Raw genomic sequence first — 20,689 nt, 5'->3', positions numbered from 1 at the left:
GTGAAAATCAGCCTCCATAGCCTTTTATCTGAGTCTGAATGTCTTTGATCTGGCTCTGAACATCAATACCGTGTTTGAAGATAATGATCCCCCAAGGAAACCAGTCTTTCACTCGAAGGGGTTTCAGTAATCCTTTAAAATCTCTGTAAGCTCCGAAAGCCTGCGTATTGTCAATTTTCGAAAGCTCAGAAAGAACCACATTCTGAATTCCTCTGTCAATGTTTTTCAGCTGCTCGTCTGAAAGGTCAACGCCTTCCAATGAAACGAAAAATTGCTTTTTAGTTGCCATAATTGTAGTTTTTATTGGTTTTTACAAAGCAAATTTCGGGAGATAAAAAACAAATCGTATCAGTATAATCAACAATTCCGAATGTGAAATATACGGAATTTACACACTGATTATCAATAAATTAAATCGAATTTTAAAATTTATAAGATTCTATAAATCGGATATTGTCGGAATGTTTTTTCTTCAAAATAAGGCGAGTTTTTATAAACCCAGTCCAGCTGAGCCATTCCGTCGTCTGCAAAAGTTTTATCTGATGCTTTTTTGGCTTCAAATTTTTGTTTCAGGTCTTTATCTTTCTTTAATAATTCTGCCGCGGTATCTTCAAAAATATACGCTGAATAATATTCTTTCTGTGCTAAAATTCCGTCAAAGAAATTCCAGTTGAAGAATGAATCCAATGCTTCCGGCTCTAAGGTTTCAATGATATACTTTACGCCTTCCTGATCGGTCGGAACAACATAATCTCCTGTCATAAAAACTAAATTTTTAGTTGATACATCAACGGTCGTTTCAAAATGCAGATAATGACCTTCATAAGGATTTTTAACGGTCTTAAAATCATTAATTTTATAAGACTCTACCTCAATGGTACTGTCTTTCTGCATCGGCTTCATCTGAATCCCGTTTCTTTTAAATTCTTCAATCACGTGATATTGAGACTGAGGAATTATATAATATTTCGGGATCGTGACATACCCCGTCGGAACAGCCGTCGTGAAGAGCTTTATCTTTTTGGTAAACGGTTTGTTCCGGTCATAATACAGCCTTGGTTTCCCGGAAATTTCGCTCGGTTTGTATTTTCCTTCAAATCCTTTGAAATCCATCGTAGAATATTTTGTAGAATCTATTTTCCAGCGAATTCCGTATTGCTTTCCGGCTTGGTATTGTTTTAAGTTTTCAATTCGAAGCTGCTTGATCTTTTTGTAGTCTTTATCCAGATTCTGAAGGTTGACAAGCATGTATTTGTAAGTCGCATCTACTCTTTTGTCATAAGGTTTCAGCATATGGGTCTCAGGAACGGTTCCCAGAGAATTGAACAATGTCGTATAACCCGTAGAATATCTCGGAGAGTCTTCAAAGGAAGCAAATCCCACTTCGGGAACATCGCCATGAATATTGACATAAGGAGTACTTTCGTAACCCAGCTTTTCCAGGTCTTTGAGATTCTTTGCCTGATAATTATTGTAAAAATATTCTCCCAATACATTTCCCAAACGTTCCTTAAAAGTCGAAATATAGGTAAAGGTATATTGATAATCTGCTCCGTTGCTGACGTGATTATCGATAAAAACATCAGGCTTCAGCCACTGATAGATCTCCTGAAAGCTTCTTGCATTTTTTGTATCTGCTTTAATGAAATCTCTGTTCAGATCATAATTCCTTGCATTTCCTCTGAAACCATACTGTTCCGGACCATTCTGATTGGCTCTGGAAAACGATCCGCGATTCAGCATTCCACTTACATTATAAGATGAAATAGCTGCAATGATAAAGTTTTGAGGGGTTTTAATTTTCTTTGTGGCAAGATCCCGTATCAACATCATGGTGGCATCAATTCCGTCCGGTTCTCCGGGATGAATTCCGTTATTAACAAAAAGAATCGCCTTATCTTTTCTCAGCTGCTCTAAGTTTTTCTCAGGAAAAGGATTGTAAATAACGACATAAATCGGTTTTCCATTATCATCTTCCCCTTTTTTCAGATATTGAATCGTGTTGAAATTTTGAGCCAGATTCTGATAATAAGTATTCATTTCGGTATAGGTAACCGTCTGATTTCCGTTTCCTTTTTCAAAAGGTGTCTGGAAATTGTTTTGGCTAAAGAGAAGAGAGGAAGCAAAAGACAAGAAAAGATATTTCAGTTTCATTGAGGTGATATTTCGAGTTTTAAAATTACTTCGTTTTTGTAAGACTGCGAAATTGATGTTGTTTGATATTGTCTTAACGCTAAGGTCGCAAAGATTTTATTTGAAATTATTCTGTTTATTTTTTTGTTCGCAAAGGCGCTTCGCTCAGGAAAGGAAATTTTATAGCTATGTCATTCTGAATGTAACGAAGTGAAATGAAGAATCTCTAAAATTAAAGCAGAGATTCTTCCTACGTCAGAATGACAAATGGGATGGGTAGTTTTTAAACCCACAGATTGCACTGATCTTCACAGAATAATAAAGATCTGCTTAATTTGCAAAATCTGCGGGAGTATTTTATTTAATAGTATTATTGTTTCTTCCTTTTTCATCAGGATACAAGCTCGGAAGCGGATCACTTTGCCAGAATTCTTTGGTATCAATATCCATAATCGTCAACGATCCGGTAAAAGCTGCTCCGGTATCTACATTCCAAATATTCGCTTTATTGACCGGTTCTTTAATTCCTAAATGCAAAGTCGGCGTATGACCAATAAAAATCTCCTTGTACGAAAGGAGTCTTTTCGGATATAATTCTGAGTTTTTGGACAGCTTTTTATCCATAGCAACAGCTGTTTCCCAAAGGGTTCTGTCCCAGCGATAATTACTGGAATACACTTCTTTTTCAGGACCATGCATAGAAGAATATCCCGCATGAATAAACAGACGGTTTTCTTCGTCGATGTAGTAATTTTTCATTCGTTGAAAAAATTCAAGATGAACTTCCAGATCTTCCAAAGAATACTCAAAATAGCTGTCAACTGTGCTTTGTCCACCGTTGAAAAGCCAAACATCGGGAGCTGTTCCAAAAGAAAGCCAATCTTCCGTCCATGCATCATGATTTCCTTTGATAAAAATACATTCCTGATGATTGGAAAGTTCTATTAAAAACTGGATGGTTTGAGAAGACTCACTCCATCCATCAACATAATCTCCTAAAAAATTAAGGTGTCTTTTTCAGTAACATCTGCTTTTTCCAAAACCTGCTTCAAAGCTCTGAATCCTCCGTGAATGTCTCCTATTACTAATGTTCTTTTCATTTAATTTGAAATATATTTTGCATCCACAAAATCCGTCAGCCAAACATTATTTTCAGAAAGGTAAAATTCTATTCCGTCATTAAACATTTCTTGCGTTTTAATGATTAAAATAGTCGGTTTTCCGTGGCGCATTCCCACTTTAGTAGCCGTTTCCTTATCCTGACTTAGATGAACGTGTTGCCGGCTTCTTTTTTCAATTCCTTTTTCTAAAATGGAATCGATATTACTTTGAGCTGTTCCGTGATACAAAAACTCTGGCGGCTGCTGTGGTTTCAGTGCCAGATCAATATCTACCGAATGCCCTTGATTGGCTCTGATCTTCGTTTTATCTTCATTAAAAATAAAACGCTTCTTATCATTGGTTTCTACAATTTCATTAAGTTCTTCAAAGGTAAATCCCTCATGAGAATCTCTTTTTGATTTTGTGATTAATTCGTCAACATCTGTCCAGCCGTTTTCATCTAGCTTTAAATTAATGACTTCAGGTTTATGTCTTAGCACTAAACTTATAAATTTGCTTATTTTTTTCTTTTGTTGTTCATTCATTGTTTGTGTTTTTTATTTCATTAATTGAGTTTCTAATTTATTACATAAGTTTTCAATATCCTCTTTCCTCGCCAATACATCAATCCATTCTTCCGGAATATTTTCAAAACCGTAATAAATTCCTGCAATTCCTCCAGTGATTGCTCCCGTTGTGTCGGTATCTTCTCCTAAATTGACAGCTTTCAAAACAGCTTCGGAATAGCTTTCAGAATTCAGAAAACACCATAAAGAAGCTTCTAAACTTGAGAGTACGTAACCTGATGAACTTATCTCTTCTTCCTCCAAAGTATATAACGGCGCTAAATCATATTCGCCAACTTTTAATTCTAAAATTCTATGGAATTTATCCATTTCTTCTTGTGAACAAATAGGATTACAATCCAAAAACTCTTTAATCGTTTCCTGCATTATTTTGTAAGCTTCCCATTTATCTTTTCCTTTAAAAATTTCTAAAATAAATTCTAAGTAAATGAAACAAGCTAATACAGAGCGTATATGGCCATGTGTGATGCTTGAAACACTTTTTGTAATATCAAAACGTCTTTTAATTGGAAAATCTTTAATGTAAAATAATAATGGTAAAATTCTCATTAAAGAACCGTTCCCATTATCAAATTCGCTTGTTCCACCACATAAAGTAGGGGAAACTCCTTTACTGATTCTACGAATGGCTTGTGAAGTGGCTATTCCAATATCGAAAACTCTTCCGTGTGGTGTCCAGATCTCTGCATTGTACCACTGTAAAAACTTTAAAGCTATATCTTCCAAATCATATCCTTTGAAAAGACTATCTGCAAGACAAAGCATTAAAGAACTGTCATCACTCCAAGTTCCAATTGGTTGACGATGAGTCCCAAAAGCCCTCATTGTCGTAACTGGGGAACGTTTCAATTGGTCACGACTTCGAAATTCCACCGGAACCCCCAAAGCATCACCAACACAAACACCGAATATTCCTGCTTTTACAAGATTTTCCATCAGGCAAGATCTAAGAGTTTATCGTACAATAATTTCATTCCTTTGGTTGCGGTTTCTTTCATGACAACGGCTCTTTGCCCATATCCGACACCTGTTTCATTAGGATTGATTACAATTAAAAGACAGTCATCTTTAATATCATGAAGCAACCCTGCAGCAGGATACACCTGCAGCGATGTTCCGATTACCAGAAAAATATCTGCTTCTTTCGCCAATTTTGTAGCTTCTTTCATCAAAGGAACATCTTCTCCAAACCAAACGATAAAAGGTCTTAATTGGGCTCCATCCTCCGCTTTGTCACCGATATTGATGTCTTCTTTTTGATCATACACCAGATTTTTGTTGTTGCAGGAGCATGATTTGAACAATTCTCCGTGCAAATGGATAATATTACTTGAACCCGCTCTTTCATGCAAATCATCAATATTTTGAGTAATAATCTGAACATCGAAATGTTTTTCTAAGTCAGCAATTAGTCTATGAGCATCATTAGGCTCCACTTCATGAAGTTGTCGACGTCTCTGATTGTAAAATTCCAATACCAACGCTCTGTCTTTTCTCCATCCTTGAGGACTTGCCACATCCGTTATACTATGATTTTCCCAAAGACCGTCTCCGTCTCTGAAAGTTTTTATTCCGCTTTCGGCACTTATTCCTGCGCCGGTTAATATGGTTAGTTTTTTCATTTGTTTTTGTTTTTATAATTCATAAACTATTTGAATAGTTGATTTATTATATTCAATATGTTGATCCTCATTCATCGGATAAGTATCCAATAAAGACACAACCTCTTTGTTGTTAAAAATGTATAAAGTGCTCTTTTTAAAACAATACATTTCTTTAAAAGCTTGAACAAATTCTTTTATTTCATTTGGGTCATTGCTATTTCCTTTATAATGAACTTCAAAAATTTGCTCCCATCTATTTTCTCTGGGTTCTCTAAGGAATTCAAAGTTGAACTTATTGATTTTATATTTTAGACTTCTTTTTGTTTCGTAAATTAATTTTCTTTCTAATCTAAAATTTGAAGGAAAAACCTCGTAAAACTTTACATCATTATTCTTAAAAAGATCATAAAAAGATTCTTTTATAACTTGCTCTGTTCTAAATCCAAAATAAATGCCTGTAATCGCTGAAGAATGAATTTTTTTTAATCCATTATTATTAAAAATCAATCTAATTTCATCTTCATGTTTCCATGTTGATTTTTTGATTGCATATATTTTTTTAATAAAGCTCTCTGTATTCTTAATATCATCAATACCAATGGTAGGAATATCATCTTCATAATGAATCTCTAATTGACATTCAAAATCCGGATTTTGGCTTTTATCAGTTAATTTATTCAAGTCATATTCTATACAATAACCAAAATAAGAACTTGCATAATATGCCCAAAGTTGCTCATTTAAAAAGTCTTTGCTTAAACAATAAATGCCAACTCTTTCCTTAAAATCTAAGGTTTTCCTAAGTTCATTTTCAAAATTTGATATGCTATTATCCGGAAATATTGCTCTTAGAGTTTTTATTACTGGCGTAATTTGTTCATTAAAATAAATATCGAATGGATCATTTAAATGAGCATAATTAGGAGCGAAAAAACAATTTTCTCTTAATGTTTTAAAATCTCTTTCAAATGCTTTTTCATCAATGCTTCTGTATTTGTAAACTTTCATGGTAATTGATTAAAGTTTATAAAATAATTTCTTCAAACGGCTCTATCATTTCTTCTTTCTTGGAGAGAATCGCAAAAACCACTCTTTTAAATTTATTTTTATATTTTCCGTGAAGATACTTTTTAAACAATTCTGCAATCTCTTTCGGATCGTTTCTAAAAACTCCGCATCCCCAAGCTCCTAAAATCAAGGTTTCATTTCCCTGATGTAAAGCCAACGTCAGCATTTTATCTGTTCTTACCTCCATCGCTCCGAAAATTTCGTGAGTTCTTTCCGGTTCCTGACGTTTGACAACTCCCGCATTCACAGCCGGACACGTAATGAAATTACACAAAACTGGTTTGGACAACAATTCGCCTTTATCCTTTCTGAAAACAGGAACTTTTGGGCTGTAAATCATCATATCGGTGTAGAAACAAGATTCCATTTCGCGATGAATTTTGTAATAATCCCACCCTTGAAGCAAGCTTTCATACAATCCTGAAGTTCTTGCCAGACTTTCTTCCTGAGCTTCTGCCCCATTAATGAAACCACCACCCGGATTTTTTGCTGATGCAAAATTCAGGCACATCATTTTTTCCTGATTTGCTTCTTCGGCTAACTTTAAAATTGCTTTTAATGAACTGCATCTCCAAACTTCAAACTGTGTTTCAAAATTGGTTTCAGGAAGTTCATTATTTGCGAGTTCTGAAAGTTTTTCAGGATAAAACAAAACCGTTTCTTTGGTAGAAATTTCCAGTTCGTTTTCTATATTTATTTTTTCGTTGTGTTCGTTTATATAATATTTCCTGGCAAGGATTTCCAATGTATCTTTTGCCATTCCTTTATTGGTCATCGTTAGTTTTTTTATGTTTACTAATAAATTTTCTACATCAGTATTTGCAGGTTCTTTAAAATCTTTCCCCATAAATACTTTTGTCACTTTGATATTTCCTACAATTGCCTGATTAAAAGTATCCATTTCTTCTGACGGAACCCATAATTCGTTGTGATTTCTGGCTCCGACATTTTGTGCAGGATATTTATTCACTTCATCTTCCAACACTTCAAATTGAGTAATAAACCCAAGATAATTTCCCGCCTCATCTCTGGTGTTCCATTTTTCTGCAATTTCTGAAGCATAATCTTCATCCAAAACAGGATAGAAAATCGGCTGCCATTCTAATCTTGGAGGAAATTTTTTGAAATTGCTTTCGATAATTAAGATCATTTCTTTTTCTCCGACGGGTCTGTAAAGTGTTTTTGTTTTCATTGTTGTGCTTTTATATTCTAAATCTTTTTAACGCAAAGGCTGCAAAGTTTTTATTTTACTACTAAATGTTTTTAAGTTCGCAAAGGCGTTTCACTTAGCTAAGCTCTCAAAGATTTTTTTTATTATCAAACTTCGAGTAATTGTTTTATTCAAAATCATATACATATACTTCTGCATTATTTTTTAGTAAAGTTTTTTCGATAATTAGTTCGATTTCTTCCCATTTTCCTCCGGCTAAACCACAACCAATTCTCGGCATGTGAATACTTGCATTTAATTTTAAGGCTTCGTCTGCTAATTTTTCAAGACACTTTTCAACTGCTTCATAACGAATCGGCGGAATTCCTTTTGAATTGGAAATTATTTTATGCTGACCAATCATATTGCATACCCAAAGATTTTTCTCAACCTGAACGATTTGGATTTCTCCAAGTTTAAAATTTTCACCATTTTTAAACCACATTCTGTACTCATTTTCAGGTATCCTCCATCGGCTTGATATTGCTAAAACAAAACCTTTTCCCCAACCACCAATATCATTGCAGATATGGGCTATGATCTTATTTCCTTCTGTCTGTGGATTTGTAGCGTCTCCTTTTATATATATTATCTTTTTCATCATTGTGTTTTTCATTATTAATCAATTCTTCGAAAATCCTTTGAAAATGGAGAATACGATCCAAAAACTGCATCAAATTTCACTTTAAGATTTTCTATTTTAAATGGTTTATCCAACTGATCCAAGCAAGTTACCACCAGATTTTTCTTTTGGGCAACAACATAGGCTTCATCTACTTTCAAAGCATAATTCAACAGCTCATCATCCAGTTCTCCGAAACGCAAATCTTTTTGAAATTCATTAAAAGTACATGTTTCTTCTTCATTATTTTTCAAGGGTAATGATTTTTCATTGCTCATCCATCCGCTTCCGTGACGGGTAGAATAATTTCTTGTCACGTAAAACATTTCAATATTTTCAATTTCCAACAGTTTACAGATTTCGTAAGCATTTTTTGAAGTCGTATTAGCGTAGGTCACATTTGGAAAAACACCGTGATCCATATCGAGTAAAATCCCCTGACTGCCTTCAAAAATAAGATGATTGAATGATTTTAAATAGTCATAGCCTTCTATTTTCCAGTCAATCTTATCAATAGCTTCTAAAAAAACGTGCAATGCATTATTGATTTCTTCATCTTCTTCAAAACCGTAATAATTGGCAATTCCTTTTAATTTTTCAATCAGCATCGTTCTCGGAGCAATTAAATCAACAGCAAATAATTTAAACGGGCTTTCATTTCTTTTCATCGTTGCACCCACTCCTTTTCCACAGGTTCCGTGTTCTAAATTTTTGATATTTTTTCTGTTGTATAAAACATCAAAAGGGGTAGTCACTTTTGCCAACGGATGAATATGTAACTCAACATTTCCGTTTTTCTGAATTAATTCTTCCTTTTCATTGAACAAATAAGTAGGATGAATCGTACAATGTTCCGTAAAATAGGAAGGCAAACCACGCAGCGCACCACTCGCAAAGCTGGAATGAACGTGCTTTTCATCATCAATCATCACCGTATGTGCCGCCTGTTGACCTCCAGAAAACCGAATAACTACAGACTCAGGATGTTGTTGAGCCAGAAAATCGGTGGTTATCCCTTTACCTTCGTCACCAAATCCTAAGCCTATAATTATCTGTGCTGTTTTCATTTTTTTAATACATTTGAATATTATCTAATCCTAAATTCTCGGTTGCTTTCGTAAAACTATCTTTAAATTTACTACAAACCACCTCTTTAATTACTTTCGGAACATCTCTGTAATCTTCGATGGATAAACAGTTTTGCCCCAATAAATCTTTCCATCCTTTATCTGCATTTACAGCTTGTCCTGAATGCAAAACACTGATGTGAAAAACTTCATATTTCTTCTGAGCTTCCGCCAATAACTCTGTATGTTTGAAGGTCTGTTGTCCCGTTCCCATAATCTCTCTGATCGCAGAAGCAGGAAGGGTTTTCAGACAAGGTTCGTCGCCAACAGTGAACAATAATCCTTTCTGATCTCTCTTTTCAAAAGCATCTGTTCTTGTATGAAAAGCGGCAAAATACCAAGCCAATAAATAACTTTCACCTGCGTTTCCTCCACCTCCTGACTCAATATAAGTTCTTGTTAACCACATATCAAGCTCTTCATCTCCCGATTCAAACTGGCCAACCTGCAAAGGATAACCGTCACATTCGTGATCCCCGATTCCCAAGAATAAAAGTGCCGGATCGGGAACTCCGCCCTGAATAATTCCGCCCATTAATTTGGGAAGTCCTTCCTGAATCAGATCATAAGGAATATGTCCCATACTTCCGGTCACATCCAATCCTAAAATAATAGGAACTGAATTCGGATGAACCGCAGAATCTCTTGATTCCCTGAAAGAAATACCGTGTGGATTCATCGATTCGTGTGCTTTTCTTTTTGCATTCTGCGTGAAAATTTCACTTGCAGATTTTGATGCATACCCTGCTTTCTTTGCTCGGTCAAAACGAGCGTCCATATCGTATCTTGTACCTCCCATAACTTAAAATTTTTTTCCAAATAAATATTCAAATCTTGTTCTTGTTAATTCCAGCTGAATATTTAAATTTCTGATGATTAATGATAATTCTATATCTCTCTGAACGAATGCTTCCGGCTGAAAATCAGCGAACGTTAAACTGTTTTTGTCTAATGGACTGATATCGATCAGGCCTTCCTGTTCTCTTTCCAGTCTTTTGATTTTCAGTTCAATATCTTCTACTCTCCGCCTGTAAATCAGCTCTGCATCTTCTCCGATAATTCGGGCACGGTCTTCTCTGATCTGGTCATTATTTCTTTGTAATGACTCGATGAATCTGGGTTTTAGGTTTTCTTCCATAATTCATTTTTTATTTGTGTTAATTTTACACTAATTTAAAAGTGCATGGTTTTGCCTTTCTTCTTTTCGAATTATTTTTTAGAGTACATCACATCTGTCCTCAAAACATATTTCAAACCACTGATTAAAGTTTTTCCTTCGTGTCTTAAAGGATGGTAAAAAACCAATGCAGAACCTTTCTTCGGTGTTATGGTGAACAGGTTTTCAAATTCAGTTTCTCCACCTTCAAAATCATCATTCAGATAGATTAAAAAGGTGTAAAAGCTTACTTCATCTTCATTTCTTACATAACTTCCGTCTCTGTGCATTCTGAAAAGCTGTCCCGGCAAGTATTTATAAACCCTGAACATTTCATTAAAACCGGACAGATTATATATTCCCGCTTCTTCCGGCAAAAGGTCTTTTGCTCTTTGAAAAAGATCTTCAGCCATATTTTCATCAAATATCATAAGCCTTTCATTATTTCTGATTCCTTTGCTCATGACCTGCCTTCCGTGCATATTTATTTTTGCTTCTTCAAAAGTTTCCTGTTCAGCTTTTTTTATATATTCACTGCATTCTTCAGCGGTTAGAAAATTCTCAATAATAAAAATTTCAGGGTGTAATTCTTTCTTTTTCATATTTAATAATTTGTGTGGTTGGTGGTTGTGTTTTTACCTTCTTAATTCGTCTCTTACTTCCATTAAAGCAAAGCCTAAAAGATTTTCACCATTCCATTGTGATGGGTTTTCAGCTCTCGGATCAGTTTCCAGCATTCCAATGCCCCAGATTGTATCATAAGGACTTGCTTCTACCAAAATCTTATCATTTGTTGAAAGCAAAAATTCTTTAAACTTTTCATTTTGGGAGAATTTCAATAGATTTCCCTGTTCTACGATTTCGTATTTGTGCTCATCCCAGATTTTCGGATCAAAATTCTTTACTTTTCTTCCTAAACTTTTAACATCATTTGGTGTCTCAGCTTTTAAAATCTGCTCTAAAATTTCATGATCATTAAATAATTTCGCTTTACCGGCCATCATATAATGTTCAGCAGTTTTATAACTAATTCCATTTTCCTGAAACTCCAAAGGAAACCACTGGCTGAAACAGGCTTTTGTAATTTCATCTTTCACGGTATGTCCCCAAAAGAATAGAAAGTCTAACTTTTCTTTATTCTGAAATTTCTCAATGATATTTTCTAATGTGTATTTCATTATTGCGTTATTATTACACAAATGTAAAATATTACATCTTTACAATCCAAATTAATTTGTGTTAGTTTCACACTAAATAATTTAATTAATTGATTTTCAGTAATTAAAATTTAACTTACCTGAATACAAATTCCATAAATTTTACTTACAAATGAAATGAATTTTACTCTTTACTGATAAAAATAAAAACAGCTACAGTTTGTCCTACTGACGAAGGAAGAATCTCGATCACAATTTATCGATACTTCGCATTACTCCATTCAGAACGACAATGTGGAATAAATTTGTGTAAAAATTAGGGATATTTATGTTTAAATTTATTTGATTTCAAAATAAAATCCTTCTTCTTCCAACTCTTTATACTTCTCCTGATTGAAGGTAAATAGTTTTCCTGGTCTGCCACTTCCTTCCTTTTTTAAAGTATTGGTATCATTAAGCAATCCGTAGCTCATAATTTTTTTACGGAAATTCCGACGGTCAATTTCTTTACCAATAATGGTTTTGTAAAGGTTTTCAAGATCTGAAAAAGCAAACTCGTCATTAAGAAGATTAAAACCGATCGGCTGATACTGAATTTTTGTACGAAGTCTTTTTAACGCAATATCAATAATACTTTGATGATCAAAAGCGAGTTTCGGAAGTTGGTTCACACTAAACCATTGTGCATCATCCGCATCAGAGTCGGCAAAGAGTTCATGATAAGAAGGATTTACAAGCCCCAAATAAGCTATCGAAACGACTCTGTTTCTCGGATCGCGACCCACATTCCCAAAAGTATAGAGTTGTTCCAAAAAATCGGGCTTTATGCCTGCCTCTTCGTTCAATTCTCTTTTTACGGCATCATCCAGATTTTCATCATCCAAAACCAATCCGCCCGGAAGCGCCCAACCTCCTTTGAAAGGTTCGATATTCCTTTTAATCAACAAAAGTTGAAGGTCTTTTTTATCAAAATATCCGAAAATAACGGCGTCTACAGCAACTTTTATATCCTGTAATTTTTTTGGAGATTCCATTGTATTGATTTGCGTTATGAATACACAAAGCTAAGCTTTAGAACAATCAATATCAAATTTAAAATAAAAAACTTTGCTTTATTATTTTCTTTAAATTTATAATCAACTTAAAACTAAACGATTATGAAAAATTTATTCTTTGCAGTCTGCACTGCATTTCTATTTATTACCTGCGATAAAGTAAAAATGGATGTAAAAACTGAGAAAACCGAAGAATGGAAACCCGTAGATTCTGCGACAGCGAATAAAGCCTGGATGGGATACGCAACTCCGGGAGACATGCATAAAATGCTGGCAAAATCTGACGGAATGTGGAACGGGGCCAACACAACCTGGATGGAAAACGGAGGAAAACCAATGACAAGCACCTCTGAAGCTACCAATAAAATGATCTTCGAAGGACGTTATCAGGTAAGTGAACACAAAGGAAACTTTATGGGAATACCTTTTGAAGGAATGAGTATCACGGGTTATGACAATGCTAAAAAGAAATTTGTAAGCTCCTGGATCGACAATATGGGAACAGGAATTATGAATATGGAAGGTGAATGGAACGCATCAACAAAATCCATTGAATTTAAAGGCAAAATGACCGATCCCGCAAGACCAGGAAAAGATTGTGATATAAGGGAAGTTTATACTTTCGTAGATGATAATACCCAAAAACTGGAAATGTACGGTCCTGATTCTAAGACCGGAAAAGAATTTAAGACCATGGAAATACTATTCACTCGTAAGAAATAAATAAAAAACCGCTTCAAATGAAGCGGTTTTTTGTAGATTTAAAATTCTTAGAAAAAATTCGAATGAATAAATCTCTTTTAGTCTTAATCGTATTATTAATAAGTTGCAAAAAGAAAAAGACTTTTGCTGATAATATTGCTTTGAGTTTTCCGAAAGACAACAATATATCCATCCAAAAATTTAATGAAGATACCAATGAAATGGGATCTAATTTATTATACAAAGGCGAAATTCTTCCCAAAATAGAGGTAAAATATTTTAAAGATATATTTCCTGAGCCTCCTCCACCTCCAAGATCTAATGAAAGTGAAAAAGATTATGCTGAGAGAATAAAAAGGTTGAATGATTCAATAAATCATGTTATAGATCCATATTTCAGAAGTGAAGAACTCAAAATTTTAGATACGGAAGAATATCTAATTGACTCTTTATCAAATAAAAATCTTTCAATTATTGTAAAAGAAAAAGATACAATTCCTCTTTATAAAATGGATTATGACACTAGAGAAATAAAAATTCATAAGGCTTATCCTGTCTATATTAAAAATATTTCTTCCAAAGTTTTGAAAATTCCAATTGAAGCAAGTCATGTAGAGCAATATGTTTTTAACAATAAAGAATTTCAATATATTAGAAACAGTAATAATATGATTTGCGGAACAACATTAGGTCCAAAACACTACTTTCAGTTAATCCCAAATGAAATTATGATTTATGCAGTTCCTTATTTCAAAAAGGGCAGCAAAAGAAAAGCAAAAATTGTCTTTTTCAAAGCATATTCAAAAGAATTTGAAATTCCTGTTGATGAAAAAATTATTCAGAATCAAAGAAGTACCCGTTATCTTAAATAAAAAAACCGCTTCAAATGAAGCGGTTTTCCTTTTATCTTTTGCCTTTTTATTCGGCTCTTTTAATTAATCATTAAGCTTTAATACAGCCATGAATGCCGATTGTGGTACTTCTACTCTACCAATCTGCTTCATTTTCTTCTTTCCTTCTTTCTGCTTTTCCAAAAGTTTTCTCTTTCTGGAAATATCTCCTCCGTAACATTTTGCAGTAACGTCTTTTCTTAATGCTTTAATGGTTTCTCTTGCAATAACTTTCGCTCCCAATGCTGCCTGAACTGCAATATCAAACTGCTGTCTAGGAATTAATTCACGAAGCTTTTCACACATTCTTTTACCGATGTAATATGCATTAGAATCGTGAATCAAAGAAGATAAAGCATCTACCATGTCTCCGTTGATCAGAATATCCATTTTTACCAGCTTAGAAGCTCTGAATCCAATCGGGTGATAGTCAAATGATGCATATCCTTTAGAAATAGATTTCAATCTGTCATAGAAGTCAAAAACAACTTCTGCCAAAGGCATATTGAAAACCAATTCCACTCTTTCTGAAGTTAAATAACTCTGGTTAACAATTTCTCCTCTTTTCTCGATACAAAGTGTCATTACAGCACCTACGAAATCAGATTTTGTGATAATAGAAGCTTTGATGAAAGGCTCTTCCACTCTATCCATCGTTGAAGGATCCATCATTTCAGACGGGTTATTGATCAAAATCGGAACTTCCGGTTCTTTTTTAGTATATCCGAAGTAAGAAACGTTGGGTACCGTTGTGATTACGTTCATATTGAACTCTCTATCAAGACGTTCCTGAACAATTTCCATGTGAAGCATTCCAAGGAATCCGCAACGGAAACCGAAACCAAGAGCGGCAGAACTTTCCGGTTCGAAAACCAAAGAAGCATCATTTAGCCTTAATTTTTCAAGAGAAAATCTTAATTCTTCAAAATCTTCAGACTCAATTGGATAAATCCCGGCAAAAACCATTGGTTTTACTTCTTCAAAACCATCAATTGGTCCTGCAGCAGGATTTTCAAATGAAGTAATGGTATCACCTACTTTTACTTCTCTTGCATCCTTAATACCAGAAATCAAATATCCTACATCACCACATCCAATTGTTTTCTTCGGAACCTGCTTCAGTTTCAAAGTACCTACTTCATCCGCTCCGTATTCTTTTCCTGTAGCGAAGAATTTGATTTTCTCGTTTTTAGAAATACTCCCGTTTACTACTTTGAAATAGGCTTCAATTCCTCTGAAAGGATTATAAACTGAGTCAAAAACTAAAGCCTGAAGCGGTGCATCCGGATCTCCAACCGGAGCCGGAATCCTCTCTACAATTTGCTCTAATAAATTATGAACACCTTCTCCTGTTTTCCCTGAAACTCTTAATACGTCTTCATATTCGCAACCAATCAAATTCATGATTTCATCAGTTACTTCTTCAGGATTTGCAGAAGGAAGGTCAATTTTATTCAAAATCGGAATGATCATTAAATCATTTTCCAACGCTAAGTACAAATTACTAATTGTCTGCGCCTGAATACTTTGAGCAGCATCCACAATAAGAAGCGCTCCTTCACAGGCAGCAATTGAACGGGAAACTTCATAAGAAAAGTCTACGTGTCCCGGTGTATCAATTAGATTTAAAATAAATTTTTCGCCTTTATATTCATAATCCATCTGGATTGCGTGAGACTTGATCGTAATCCCACGTTCTTTCTCCAAATCCATATCGTCCAGCGTCTGAGACTGTAGTTCTCTTTGGGTTACCGTATTGGTATATTCCAAAAGACGATCCGCCAAAGTACTTTTACCGTGGTCAATATGAGCGATTATGCAAAAATTTCGTATGTTTTTCATTTAAGAACTATGTAATTTGCAAAGATAAAAAAAAGCAGGACAATTCCTTATCCTTAATTTTATAGAGAGAAAATTTAATTTTCAATTATTAATTACAGCTTAAATTTTTTAGAATTTAGTCTAGTTTATAGATTACTAAATTGATGACATTAATTTCCAAAATTCACAAAATGCGGGATGTCTGTAGCAAAACTGTTCATTGGCAACAAATTATTTCGGTTGCTATTGAAATCAAAAACAGAATTATTATCAAACGGTACACGAGGATAATAAGTGAAAGAAACCTGGATCCTGTTGAACACTAGAAACGGATTATTGATCAAAACTCCTACTCCTATTTTGGTATTGGCGGTTGTTTTCAATAGTTTCTCATCCGGCATTCCCAACCAGCCGACTGCCGCCGTTAGGTAAGGACTGAAGTGAAAATTCTTCCACGTTTTATTGACAAAAAGTTGAAGCTGGTATCTTAACACCAGTTTTTTTGTCCCGATATAATCTGCATTATAAACCGGAAATTCGTCTGTTGCAGAAAGATTGATCCTGTCTCTATAAGAAAAGTTATGCTGCGGATTTCCCAGTGCTAAGGTCGGAGAAAAGAAATGTCTTGCTTTGACAAATTTCCAGTCCATAAGATTGGTAAAATAAGTTCCTTCCAAACGGAAAGACTCTCTATTTTGTTTATCCTCGTTAAAGAATCTACCAAACTGAGCTTTCACATTAAAGTATCCTAACCTTGCAAAAGTACCATAAGATGCAGAAATTCCTGCATAGGGCATCACCTCATTACTTCTTGATAAAGCTCCGGCTGTAACATTCACAGAAGTACCATAAGCAACGTCTTCCGGTAAATCGTACTGAAAAATATTTTTCTGAATTGAAAACTTTCTTTGAATATATCCGACAGACATCAGGAAACTACTGTAAGAACTGAAATATTGATATTGGTCGATTTCGGGACTGTCTTTATACTGATAATTCTGAAATCTTCCTATCAATGCAATATTACTCGAAACTTTTTCCCCTGGATCAGAGGAAACAGGAATCTGATATCCTCCCCATAAATCCTGACTGTATACCTTAATTTGAACTTCTGGAAAAGTATCTCCAGATTCTACAGGAAGTAAAACATTCCGCATAAAATATTCAAAAGTAAAACCTCCTGCCCATTTCGTCAAAGGAGAGAAAAAAGGCCTTGTTACGTTCAGATTGATTCTTTCATTCTTTGAAAAATCACGTTCTCCCAAAATCTGGGCATTGATAAAAGAACCAAAAAGATTGTACGCTGTATAGCTTCCCAAAAGATAATTCTGCTTTTCTTTGAAATCATTTCTATATAGAAAATCGAATTCGTGTCCCAATCCCAATACATTTTCTTCGGTAACTCCCAATCCGATTTTACTTCCTGAATAGCTCAGTCTAGGCTTTAAACTCCAGGAATCAAGCACTTTTACAACAACATCAATGGAATCATTGGTAGAAGTACTGTCGGATACACTGATGTTTACCCTGTTTATAAAAGGCATCGTTCTCAGCAAACGTTCGGATTCGTAAATCTTTTGGGCATTGTATTCCTCTCCTTTTTGAAAAAGCAAATAATTATTGACCGTAGATACTCTTGTATTGGAATGAAGATGATTGGTAAACCAGTCATACCATTTCGATTTTTCTTTTTTATCCTGAGAACCATATCCAAACGGGTCAATGGTTTCAATACGGATGTTTCTGATATGTTTTCCGTTATAGGTCTCCTGTGAAAGTTTTTCTGTGGTCGTCCTTACAGAAGCCGAATCCGCTTCCCTACGGAATATAAAACGATGAATGAATTTGGTAACTTTTCTTTTGTCTGAAAACTTCTCTATTTTATAATAAAGCGAATCTTTTTTTTCCTGTGCATTTAAACAGGAAAAACAGCTTAAGAAGAAAACTAAAATTACAATTGATTTATTCATCAAGGATCAAAAAAACACAGTAATCTTTTAGCATCAATTTATAAGCCAAGATAAAGAAGTGTTTAGTTCTCTTCATTATATTCGGGGCAATATGTTTAATTATACGTTAAATCTGCTATCATTCCTGAGAAAATCTTTACCTTTCCCATTCAAAATATTAAAAAATTCAACCATTTTTTAACAATGAAAAAAATTCTTTTATTCCTTTTCATACTTCCTTTCAGTCAGCTGCAATCGCAATGGATTGAAAATGCCATACAAAACCCTGAAGAATTTGTGAACCCTTTGATTGGCTCTCTTTCAAAACCTTCCCTTTCCAACGGAAATACTTATCCCGCAGTTGCAGTTCCACATGGAATGAATTTGTGGACACCCCAAACCGGAAAAAACGGAAACGGATGGCAATATACTTACGATGCCGATAAAATCCGCGGAATCAAACAAACCCATCAACCTTCTCCCTGGATGAATGACTACGGAATGTTTTCAATCATGCCAGTAACCGGAGCAATGCGTTTTAATGAAGATGAAAGAGCAAGCCGGTTCTCGCACAAATCAGAAGTTTCAAAACCATATTATTACAGTGTTTATTTGGCAGATCACAATGTAACGGCAGAAATTACTCCAACAGAAAGAGCTGCGCAGTTTCGTTTAACATATCCCGATTCTGAAAATTCATGGTTTGTGGTGGATGCTTTTGATAAAGGCTCAAGCATTACTATCATTCCTTCCCAAAATAAAATTATCGGGTATTCTACAAGATATTCAAGGGGAAAACTGACAGGCTTTAAAAATTATTTCGTCATTTATTCTGATAAACCTTTCTCAAAATATTCTGCATGGAAGGACAAGGATTTTGTAAAAGATTCTTTGGAAATTACAGGAAATCATTGTGGAGCTGTAGTAGGTTTTGCAACCAAAAAAGGCGAAAAAGTGACATTAAGAATAGCTTCATCATTCATTAGTCCGGAACAGGCAGAATTAAATTTACAGAGAGAATTAAATAAAGATTCATTTGACGATACTTTCAAAAAGGCAAAACTGGCCTGGAATGAAAAATTAAAAAGAGTTGAAGTTGCAGGCGGAACCATAGATCAAATGAGAACATTTTACTCTTCTTTATACAGAATGCTTTGTTTCCCTCATAAAATGTATGAGATCAATAAAGCCGGAGAAATCGTTCATTACAGTCCGTATTCAGGGAAAACTGAAGCTGGATATCGCTTTGCAGGAACAGGTTTCTGGGATACTTTCAGAGCACTCTACCCTTTCTTAAATTTGGTTTACCCAAGCATCAATATTGAAATGCAAAAAGGATTGATTAACGATTACAAAGAAGGGGGTTGGCTTCCCGAATGGTCGAGCCCATCCTATTCTGATATTATGATTGGAAATAATTCCGCTTCTGTGGTTGCAGATGCCTATTTGAAAGGATTAAGAGGATATGATATTGAAACTTTGTATCAGGCTTTACTTCATGGAGCAAATAACGAAGGGCCACAGGCAACAGGAAGACTGGGAATTGAATATTATAAAAAACTAGGCTACGTTCCTTATGATGTCAAAATCAATGAAAATGCAGCCAGAACACTAGAATACGCTTATGACGATTTTGCAATTGCACAATTGGGAAAAGCATTGGGAAAACCCGAATCTGAATGGGGAGAATATTACAGACATTCTCAAAATTTTCAGAAAATAATTGATCCGGAGACAAAATTGGCCCGTGGAAGAAATCAGGACGGCAGCTTTCAAAGCCCTTTTAATCCGTTCAAATGGGGAGATGCTTTTACCGAAGGAAACTCGTGGCATTATACATGGTCTGTTTTTCAGGACATTGAAGGATTGGCAAAATTGATGGGCGGAAAAAAAGAATTCTCTAAAAAACTCGATCAGGTTTTTGAATTACCTCCCATTTATGATGACTCATATTATGGATCAACCATCCACGAAATTCAGGAAATGGTGAATGCCAATATGGGACAGTATGCGCATGGAAACCAGCCGGCTCAACATATTATTTATTTATATAATTATTCCGGAGAACCCTGGAAAACACAATATTGGGTTCGCGAAACAATGAACCGTTTGTATCAGCCGACTCCTGATGGATATTGTGGGGATGAAGATAACGGACAAACTTCAGCCTGGTATATTTTCTCTGCTCTTGGTTTTTATCCCGTAACTCCGGCAACAGATCAGTATGTTTTAGGAGCTCCTTTATTTAAAAAGGCGATCATTCATCTAGAAAACGGAAAAAATATCGAAATAAAAGCAGACAGTAACAGTGATGAAAACCGATATGTAAAATCACTGAATATGAACGGAAAAAGTTATTCTAAAAACTGGCTGAGCCATGCAGAATTAATGAAAGGCGTTACTCTACAGTTCAATATGGATAACAAGCCCAATAAAGACCGCGGAACAAATGAAAAAGACTTTCCTTACTCCTATTCTACTGAAAAAAAATAAAAAAAGAGAGACTT

19 protein-coding genes and 1 pseudogene are annotated in these 20,689 nt (G+C 34.8%); 3 read left to right on the top strand and 17 right to left on the bottom strand.

The annotated features are described in order from the left end of the window. Window positions 1-7 precede the first annotated feature (7 nt). The 15 genes and pseudogenes from JI747_RS08315 to JI747_RS08245 form a co-directional block, all read right to left on the bottom strand. Window positions 8-289 (bottom strand): hypothetical protein, encoded by a 282-nt coding sequence (locus JI747_RS08315; protein WP_225687684.1) that lies wholly within the window; start codon window positions 287-289, stop codon window positions 8-10. Between the two features lie 140 nt (window positions 290-429). Beyond that, complete coding sequence (locus JI747_RS08310; protein ID WP_225687662.1) at window positions 430-2,154, bottom strand: M14 family metallopeptidase; 1,725 nt, start codon at window positions 2,152-2,154, stop codon at window positions 430-432. A gap of 336 nt (window positions 2,155-2,490) precedes the next feature. Further along, a pseudogene (locus JI747_RS08305) lies at window positions 2,491-3,233 on the bottom strand (metallophosphoesterase family protein). Then, complete coding sequence (locus JI747_RS08300; protein ID WP_225687660.1) at window positions 3,234-3,779, bottom strand: RNA 2'-phosphotransferase; 546 nt, start codon at window positions 3,777-3,779, stop codon at window positions 3,234-3,236. A gap of 12 nt (window positions 3,780-3,791) precedes the next feature. Next, on the bottom strand, window positions 3,792-4,757 hold the full coding sequence (locus tag JI747_RS08295; RefSeq protein ID WP_225687658.1) for an ADP-ribosylglycohydrolase family protein: 966 nt from the start codon (window positions 4,755-4,757) through the stop codon (window positions 3,792-3,794). Then, window positions 4,757-5,443, bottom strand: coding sequence for an SIR2 family NAD-dependent protein deacylase (locus JI747_RS08290; protein ID WP_225687656.1), 687 nt, complete (start codon window positions 5,441-5,443; stop codon window positions 4,757-4,759). Before JI747_RS08290 ends, JI747_RS08295 begins: the two co-directional genes overlap by 1 nt. 12 nt (window positions 5,444-5,455) lie before the next feature. Next, window positions 5,456-6,433: a DUF2971 domain-containing protein gene (locus tag JI747_RS08285; RefSeq protein WP_225687654.1), complete on the bottom strand. Its 978-nt coding sequence runs from the start codon at window positions 6,431-6,433 to the stop codon at window positions 5,456-5,458. A 16-nt stretch (window positions 6,434-6,449) separates the two neighbouring features. Next, complete coding sequence (locus tag JI747_RS08280) at window positions 6,450-7,685, bottom strand: TIGR02452 family protein (protein ID WP_225687652.1); 1,236 nt, start codon at window positions 7,683-7,685, stop codon at window positions 6,450-6,452. Window positions 7,686-7,830: 145 nt separating this feature from the next. Continuing rightward, complete coding sequence (locus JI747_RS08275; protein ID WP_225687650.1) at window positions 7,831-8,304, bottom strand: macro domain-containing protein; 474 nt, start codon at window positions 8,302-8,304, stop codon at window positions 7,831-7,833. A 17-nt stretch (window positions 8,305-8,321) separates the two neighbouring features. After that, window positions 8,322-9,392: an adenylosuccinate synthetase gene (locus tag JI747_RS08270; protein WP_225687648.1), complete on the bottom strand. Its 1,071-nt coding sequence runs from the start codon at window positions 9,390-9,392 to the stop codon at window positions 8,322-8,324. A gap of 4 nt (window positions 9,393-9,396) precedes the next feature. Next, complete coding sequence (locus JI747_RS08265) at window positions 9,397-10,251, bottom strand: hypothetical protein (RefSeq protein ID WP_225687646.1); 855 nt, start codon at window positions 10,249-10,251, stop codon at window positions 9,397-9,399. Window positions 10,252-10,254: 3 nt separating this feature from the next. Further along, entirely contained in the window at window positions 10,255-10,590 is a 336-nt protein-coding gene (locus JI747_RS08260) for a hypothetical protein (protein ID WP_225687644.1), read from the bottom strand. A 71-nt stretch (window positions 10,591-10,661) separates the two neighbouring features. After that, complete coding sequence (locus tag JI747_RS08255; RefSeq protein ID WP_225687642.1) at window positions 10,662-11,210, bottom strand: prolyl hydroxylase family protein; 549 nt, start codon at window positions 11,208-11,210, stop codon at window positions 10,662-10,664. Between the two features lie 33 nt (window positions 11,211-11,243). Then, a complete protein-coding gene (locus JI747_RS08250) occupies window positions 11,244-11,786 on the bottom strand; it encodes an NADAR family protein (RefSeq protein ID WP_225687640.1) in 543 nt (180 codons plus the stop codon). 317 nt (window positions 11,787-12,103) lie between these two features. Further along, entirely contained in the window at window positions 12,104-12,799 is a 696-nt protein-coding gene (locus tag JI747_RS08245; protein WP_225687638.1) for an NUDIX hydrolase, read from the bottom strand. A gap of 123 nt (window positions 12,800-12,922) precedes the next feature. Here JI747_RS08245 and JI747_RS08240 point away from each other — a divergent pair, with 123 nt between their 5' ends. Together JI747_RS08240 and JI747_RS08235 are read left to right on the top strand one after the other, a co-directional pair. Continuing rightward, window positions 12,923-13,543 (top strand): DUF1579 domain-containing protein, encoded by a 621-nt coding sequence (locus JI747_RS08240; protein ID WP_225687636.1) that lies wholly within the window; start codon window positions 12,923-12,925, stop codon window positions 13,541-13,543. 17 nt (window positions 13,544-13,560) lie between these two features. Further along, complete coding sequence (locus JI747_RS08235; protein WP_225687633.1) at window positions 13,561-14,394, top strand: hypothetical protein; 834 nt, start codon at window positions 13,561-13,563, stop codon at window positions 14,392-14,394. Window positions 14,395-14,457: 63 nt separating this feature from the next. Here the strand turns inward: JI747_RS08235 and lepA are convergent, their stop codons facing one another. Next, complete coding sequence (gene lepA / locus JI747_RS08230) at window positions 14,458-16,254, bottom strand: translation elongation factor 4 (protein WP_225687630.1); 1,797 nt, start codon at window positions 16,252-16,254, stop codon at window positions 14,458-14,460. 149 nt (window positions 16,255-16,403) lie between these two features. After that, window positions 16,404-18,203, bottom strand: coding sequence for a BamA/TamA family outer membrane protein (locus JI747_RS08225; protein WP_225687628.1), 1,800 nt, complete (start codon window positions 18,201-18,203; stop codon window positions 16,404-16,406). 183 nt (window positions 18,204-18,386) lie between these two features. Between JI747_RS08225 and JI747_RS08220 the strand changes: the two genes are divergently transcribed. Continuing rightward, window positions 18,387-20,675, top strand: coding sequence for a GH92 family glycosyl hydrolase (locus tag JI747_RS08220; protein WP_225687625.1), 2,289 nt, complete (start codon window positions 18,387-18,389; stop codon window positions 20,673-20,675). Window positions 20,676-20,689: the final 14 nt, after the last annotated feature.

It is taken from the genome of Chryseobacterium tagetis, assembly GCF_016735585.2.
Taxonomy (GTDB): domain Bacteria; phylum Bacteroidota; class Bacteroidia; order Flavobacteriales; family Weeksellaceae; genus Chryseobacterium; species Chryseobacterium tagetis.
This window is presented reverse-complemented; position numbering and strand designations above follow the sequence as displayed.

Excerpts from the sequence above, each read along its gene's own strand:
- JI747_RS08315 (WP_225687684.1), bottom strand. The coding sequence starts at position 289 with ATGGCAACTAAAAAGCAATTTTTCGTTTCATTGGAAGGCGTTGACCTT.
- JI747_RS08310 (WP_225687662.1), bottom strand. The coding sequence starts at position 2,154 with ATGAAACTGAAATATCTTTTCTTGTCTTTTGCTTCCTCTCTTCTCTTT.
- JI747_RS08300 (WP_225687660.1), bottom strand. The coding sequence starts at position 3,779 with ATGAATGAACAACAAAAGAAAAAAATAAGCAAATTTATAAGTTTAGTG.
- JI747_RS08295 (WP_225687658.1), bottom strand. The coding sequence starts at position 4,757 with ATGGAAAATCTTGTAAAAGCAGGAATATTCGGTGTTTGTGTTGGTGAT.
- JI747_RS08290 (WP_225687656.1), bottom strand. The coding sequence starts at position 5,443 with ATGAAAAAACTAACCATATTAACCGGCGCAGGAATAAGTGCCGAAAGC.
- JI747_RS08285 (WP_225687654.1), bottom strand. The coding sequence starts at position 6,433 with ATGAAAGTTTACAAATACAGAAGCATTGATGAAAAAGCATTTGAAAGA.
- JI747_RS08280 (WP_225687652.1), bottom strand. The coding sequence starts at position 7,685 with ATGAAAACAAAAACACTTTACAGACCCGTCGGAGAAAAAGAAATGATC.
- JI747_RS08275 (WP_225687650.1), bottom strand. The coding sequence starts at position 8,304 with ATGAAAAAGATAATATATATAAAAGGAGACGCTACAAATCCACAGACA.
- JI747_RS08270 (WP_225687648.1), bottom strand. The coding sequence starts at position 9,392 with ATGAAAACAGCACAGATAATTATAGGCTTAGGATTTGGTGACGAAGGT.
- JI747_RS08265 (WP_225687646.1), bottom strand. The coding sequence starts at position 10,251 with ATGGGAGGTACAAGATACGATATGGACGCTCGTTTTGACCGAGCAAAG.
- JI747_RS08260 (WP_225687644.1), bottom strand. The coding sequence starts at position 10,590 with ATGGAAGAAAACCTAAAACCCAGATTCATCGAGTCATTACAAAGAAAT.
- JI747_RS08255 (WP_225687642.1), bottom strand. The coding sequence starts at position 11,210 with ATGAAAAAGAAAGAATTACACCCTGAAATTTTTATTATTGAGAATTTT.
- JI747_RS08250 (WP_225687640.1), bottom strand. The coding sequence starts at position 11,786 with ATGAAATACACATTAGAAAATATCATTGAGAAATTTCAGAATAAAGAA.
- JI747_RS08245 (WP_225687638.1), bottom strand. The coding sequence starts at position 12,799 with ATGGAATCTCCAAAAAAATTACAGGATATAAAAGTTGCTGTAGACGCC.
- JI747_RS08240 (WP_225687636.1), top strand. The coding sequence starts at position 12,923 with ATGAAAAATTTATTCTTTGCAGTCTGCACTGCATTTCTATTTATTACC.
- JI747_RS08235 (WP_225687633.1), top strand. The coding sequence starts at position 13,561 with ATGAAGCGGTTTTTTGTAGATTTAAAATTCTTAGAAAAAATTCGAATG.
- lepA (WP_225687630.1), bottom strand. The coding sequence starts at position 16,254 with ATGAAAAACATACGAAATTTTTGCATAATCGCTCATATTGACCACGGT.
- JI747_RS08225 (WP_225687628.1), bottom strand. The coding sequence starts at position 18,203 with ATGAATAAATCAATTGTAATTTTAGTTTTCTTCTTAAGCTGTTTTTCC.
- JI747_RS08220 (WP_225687625.1), top strand. The coding sequence starts at position 18,387 with ATGAAAAAAATTCTTTTATTCCTTTTCATACTTCCTTTCAGTCAGCTG.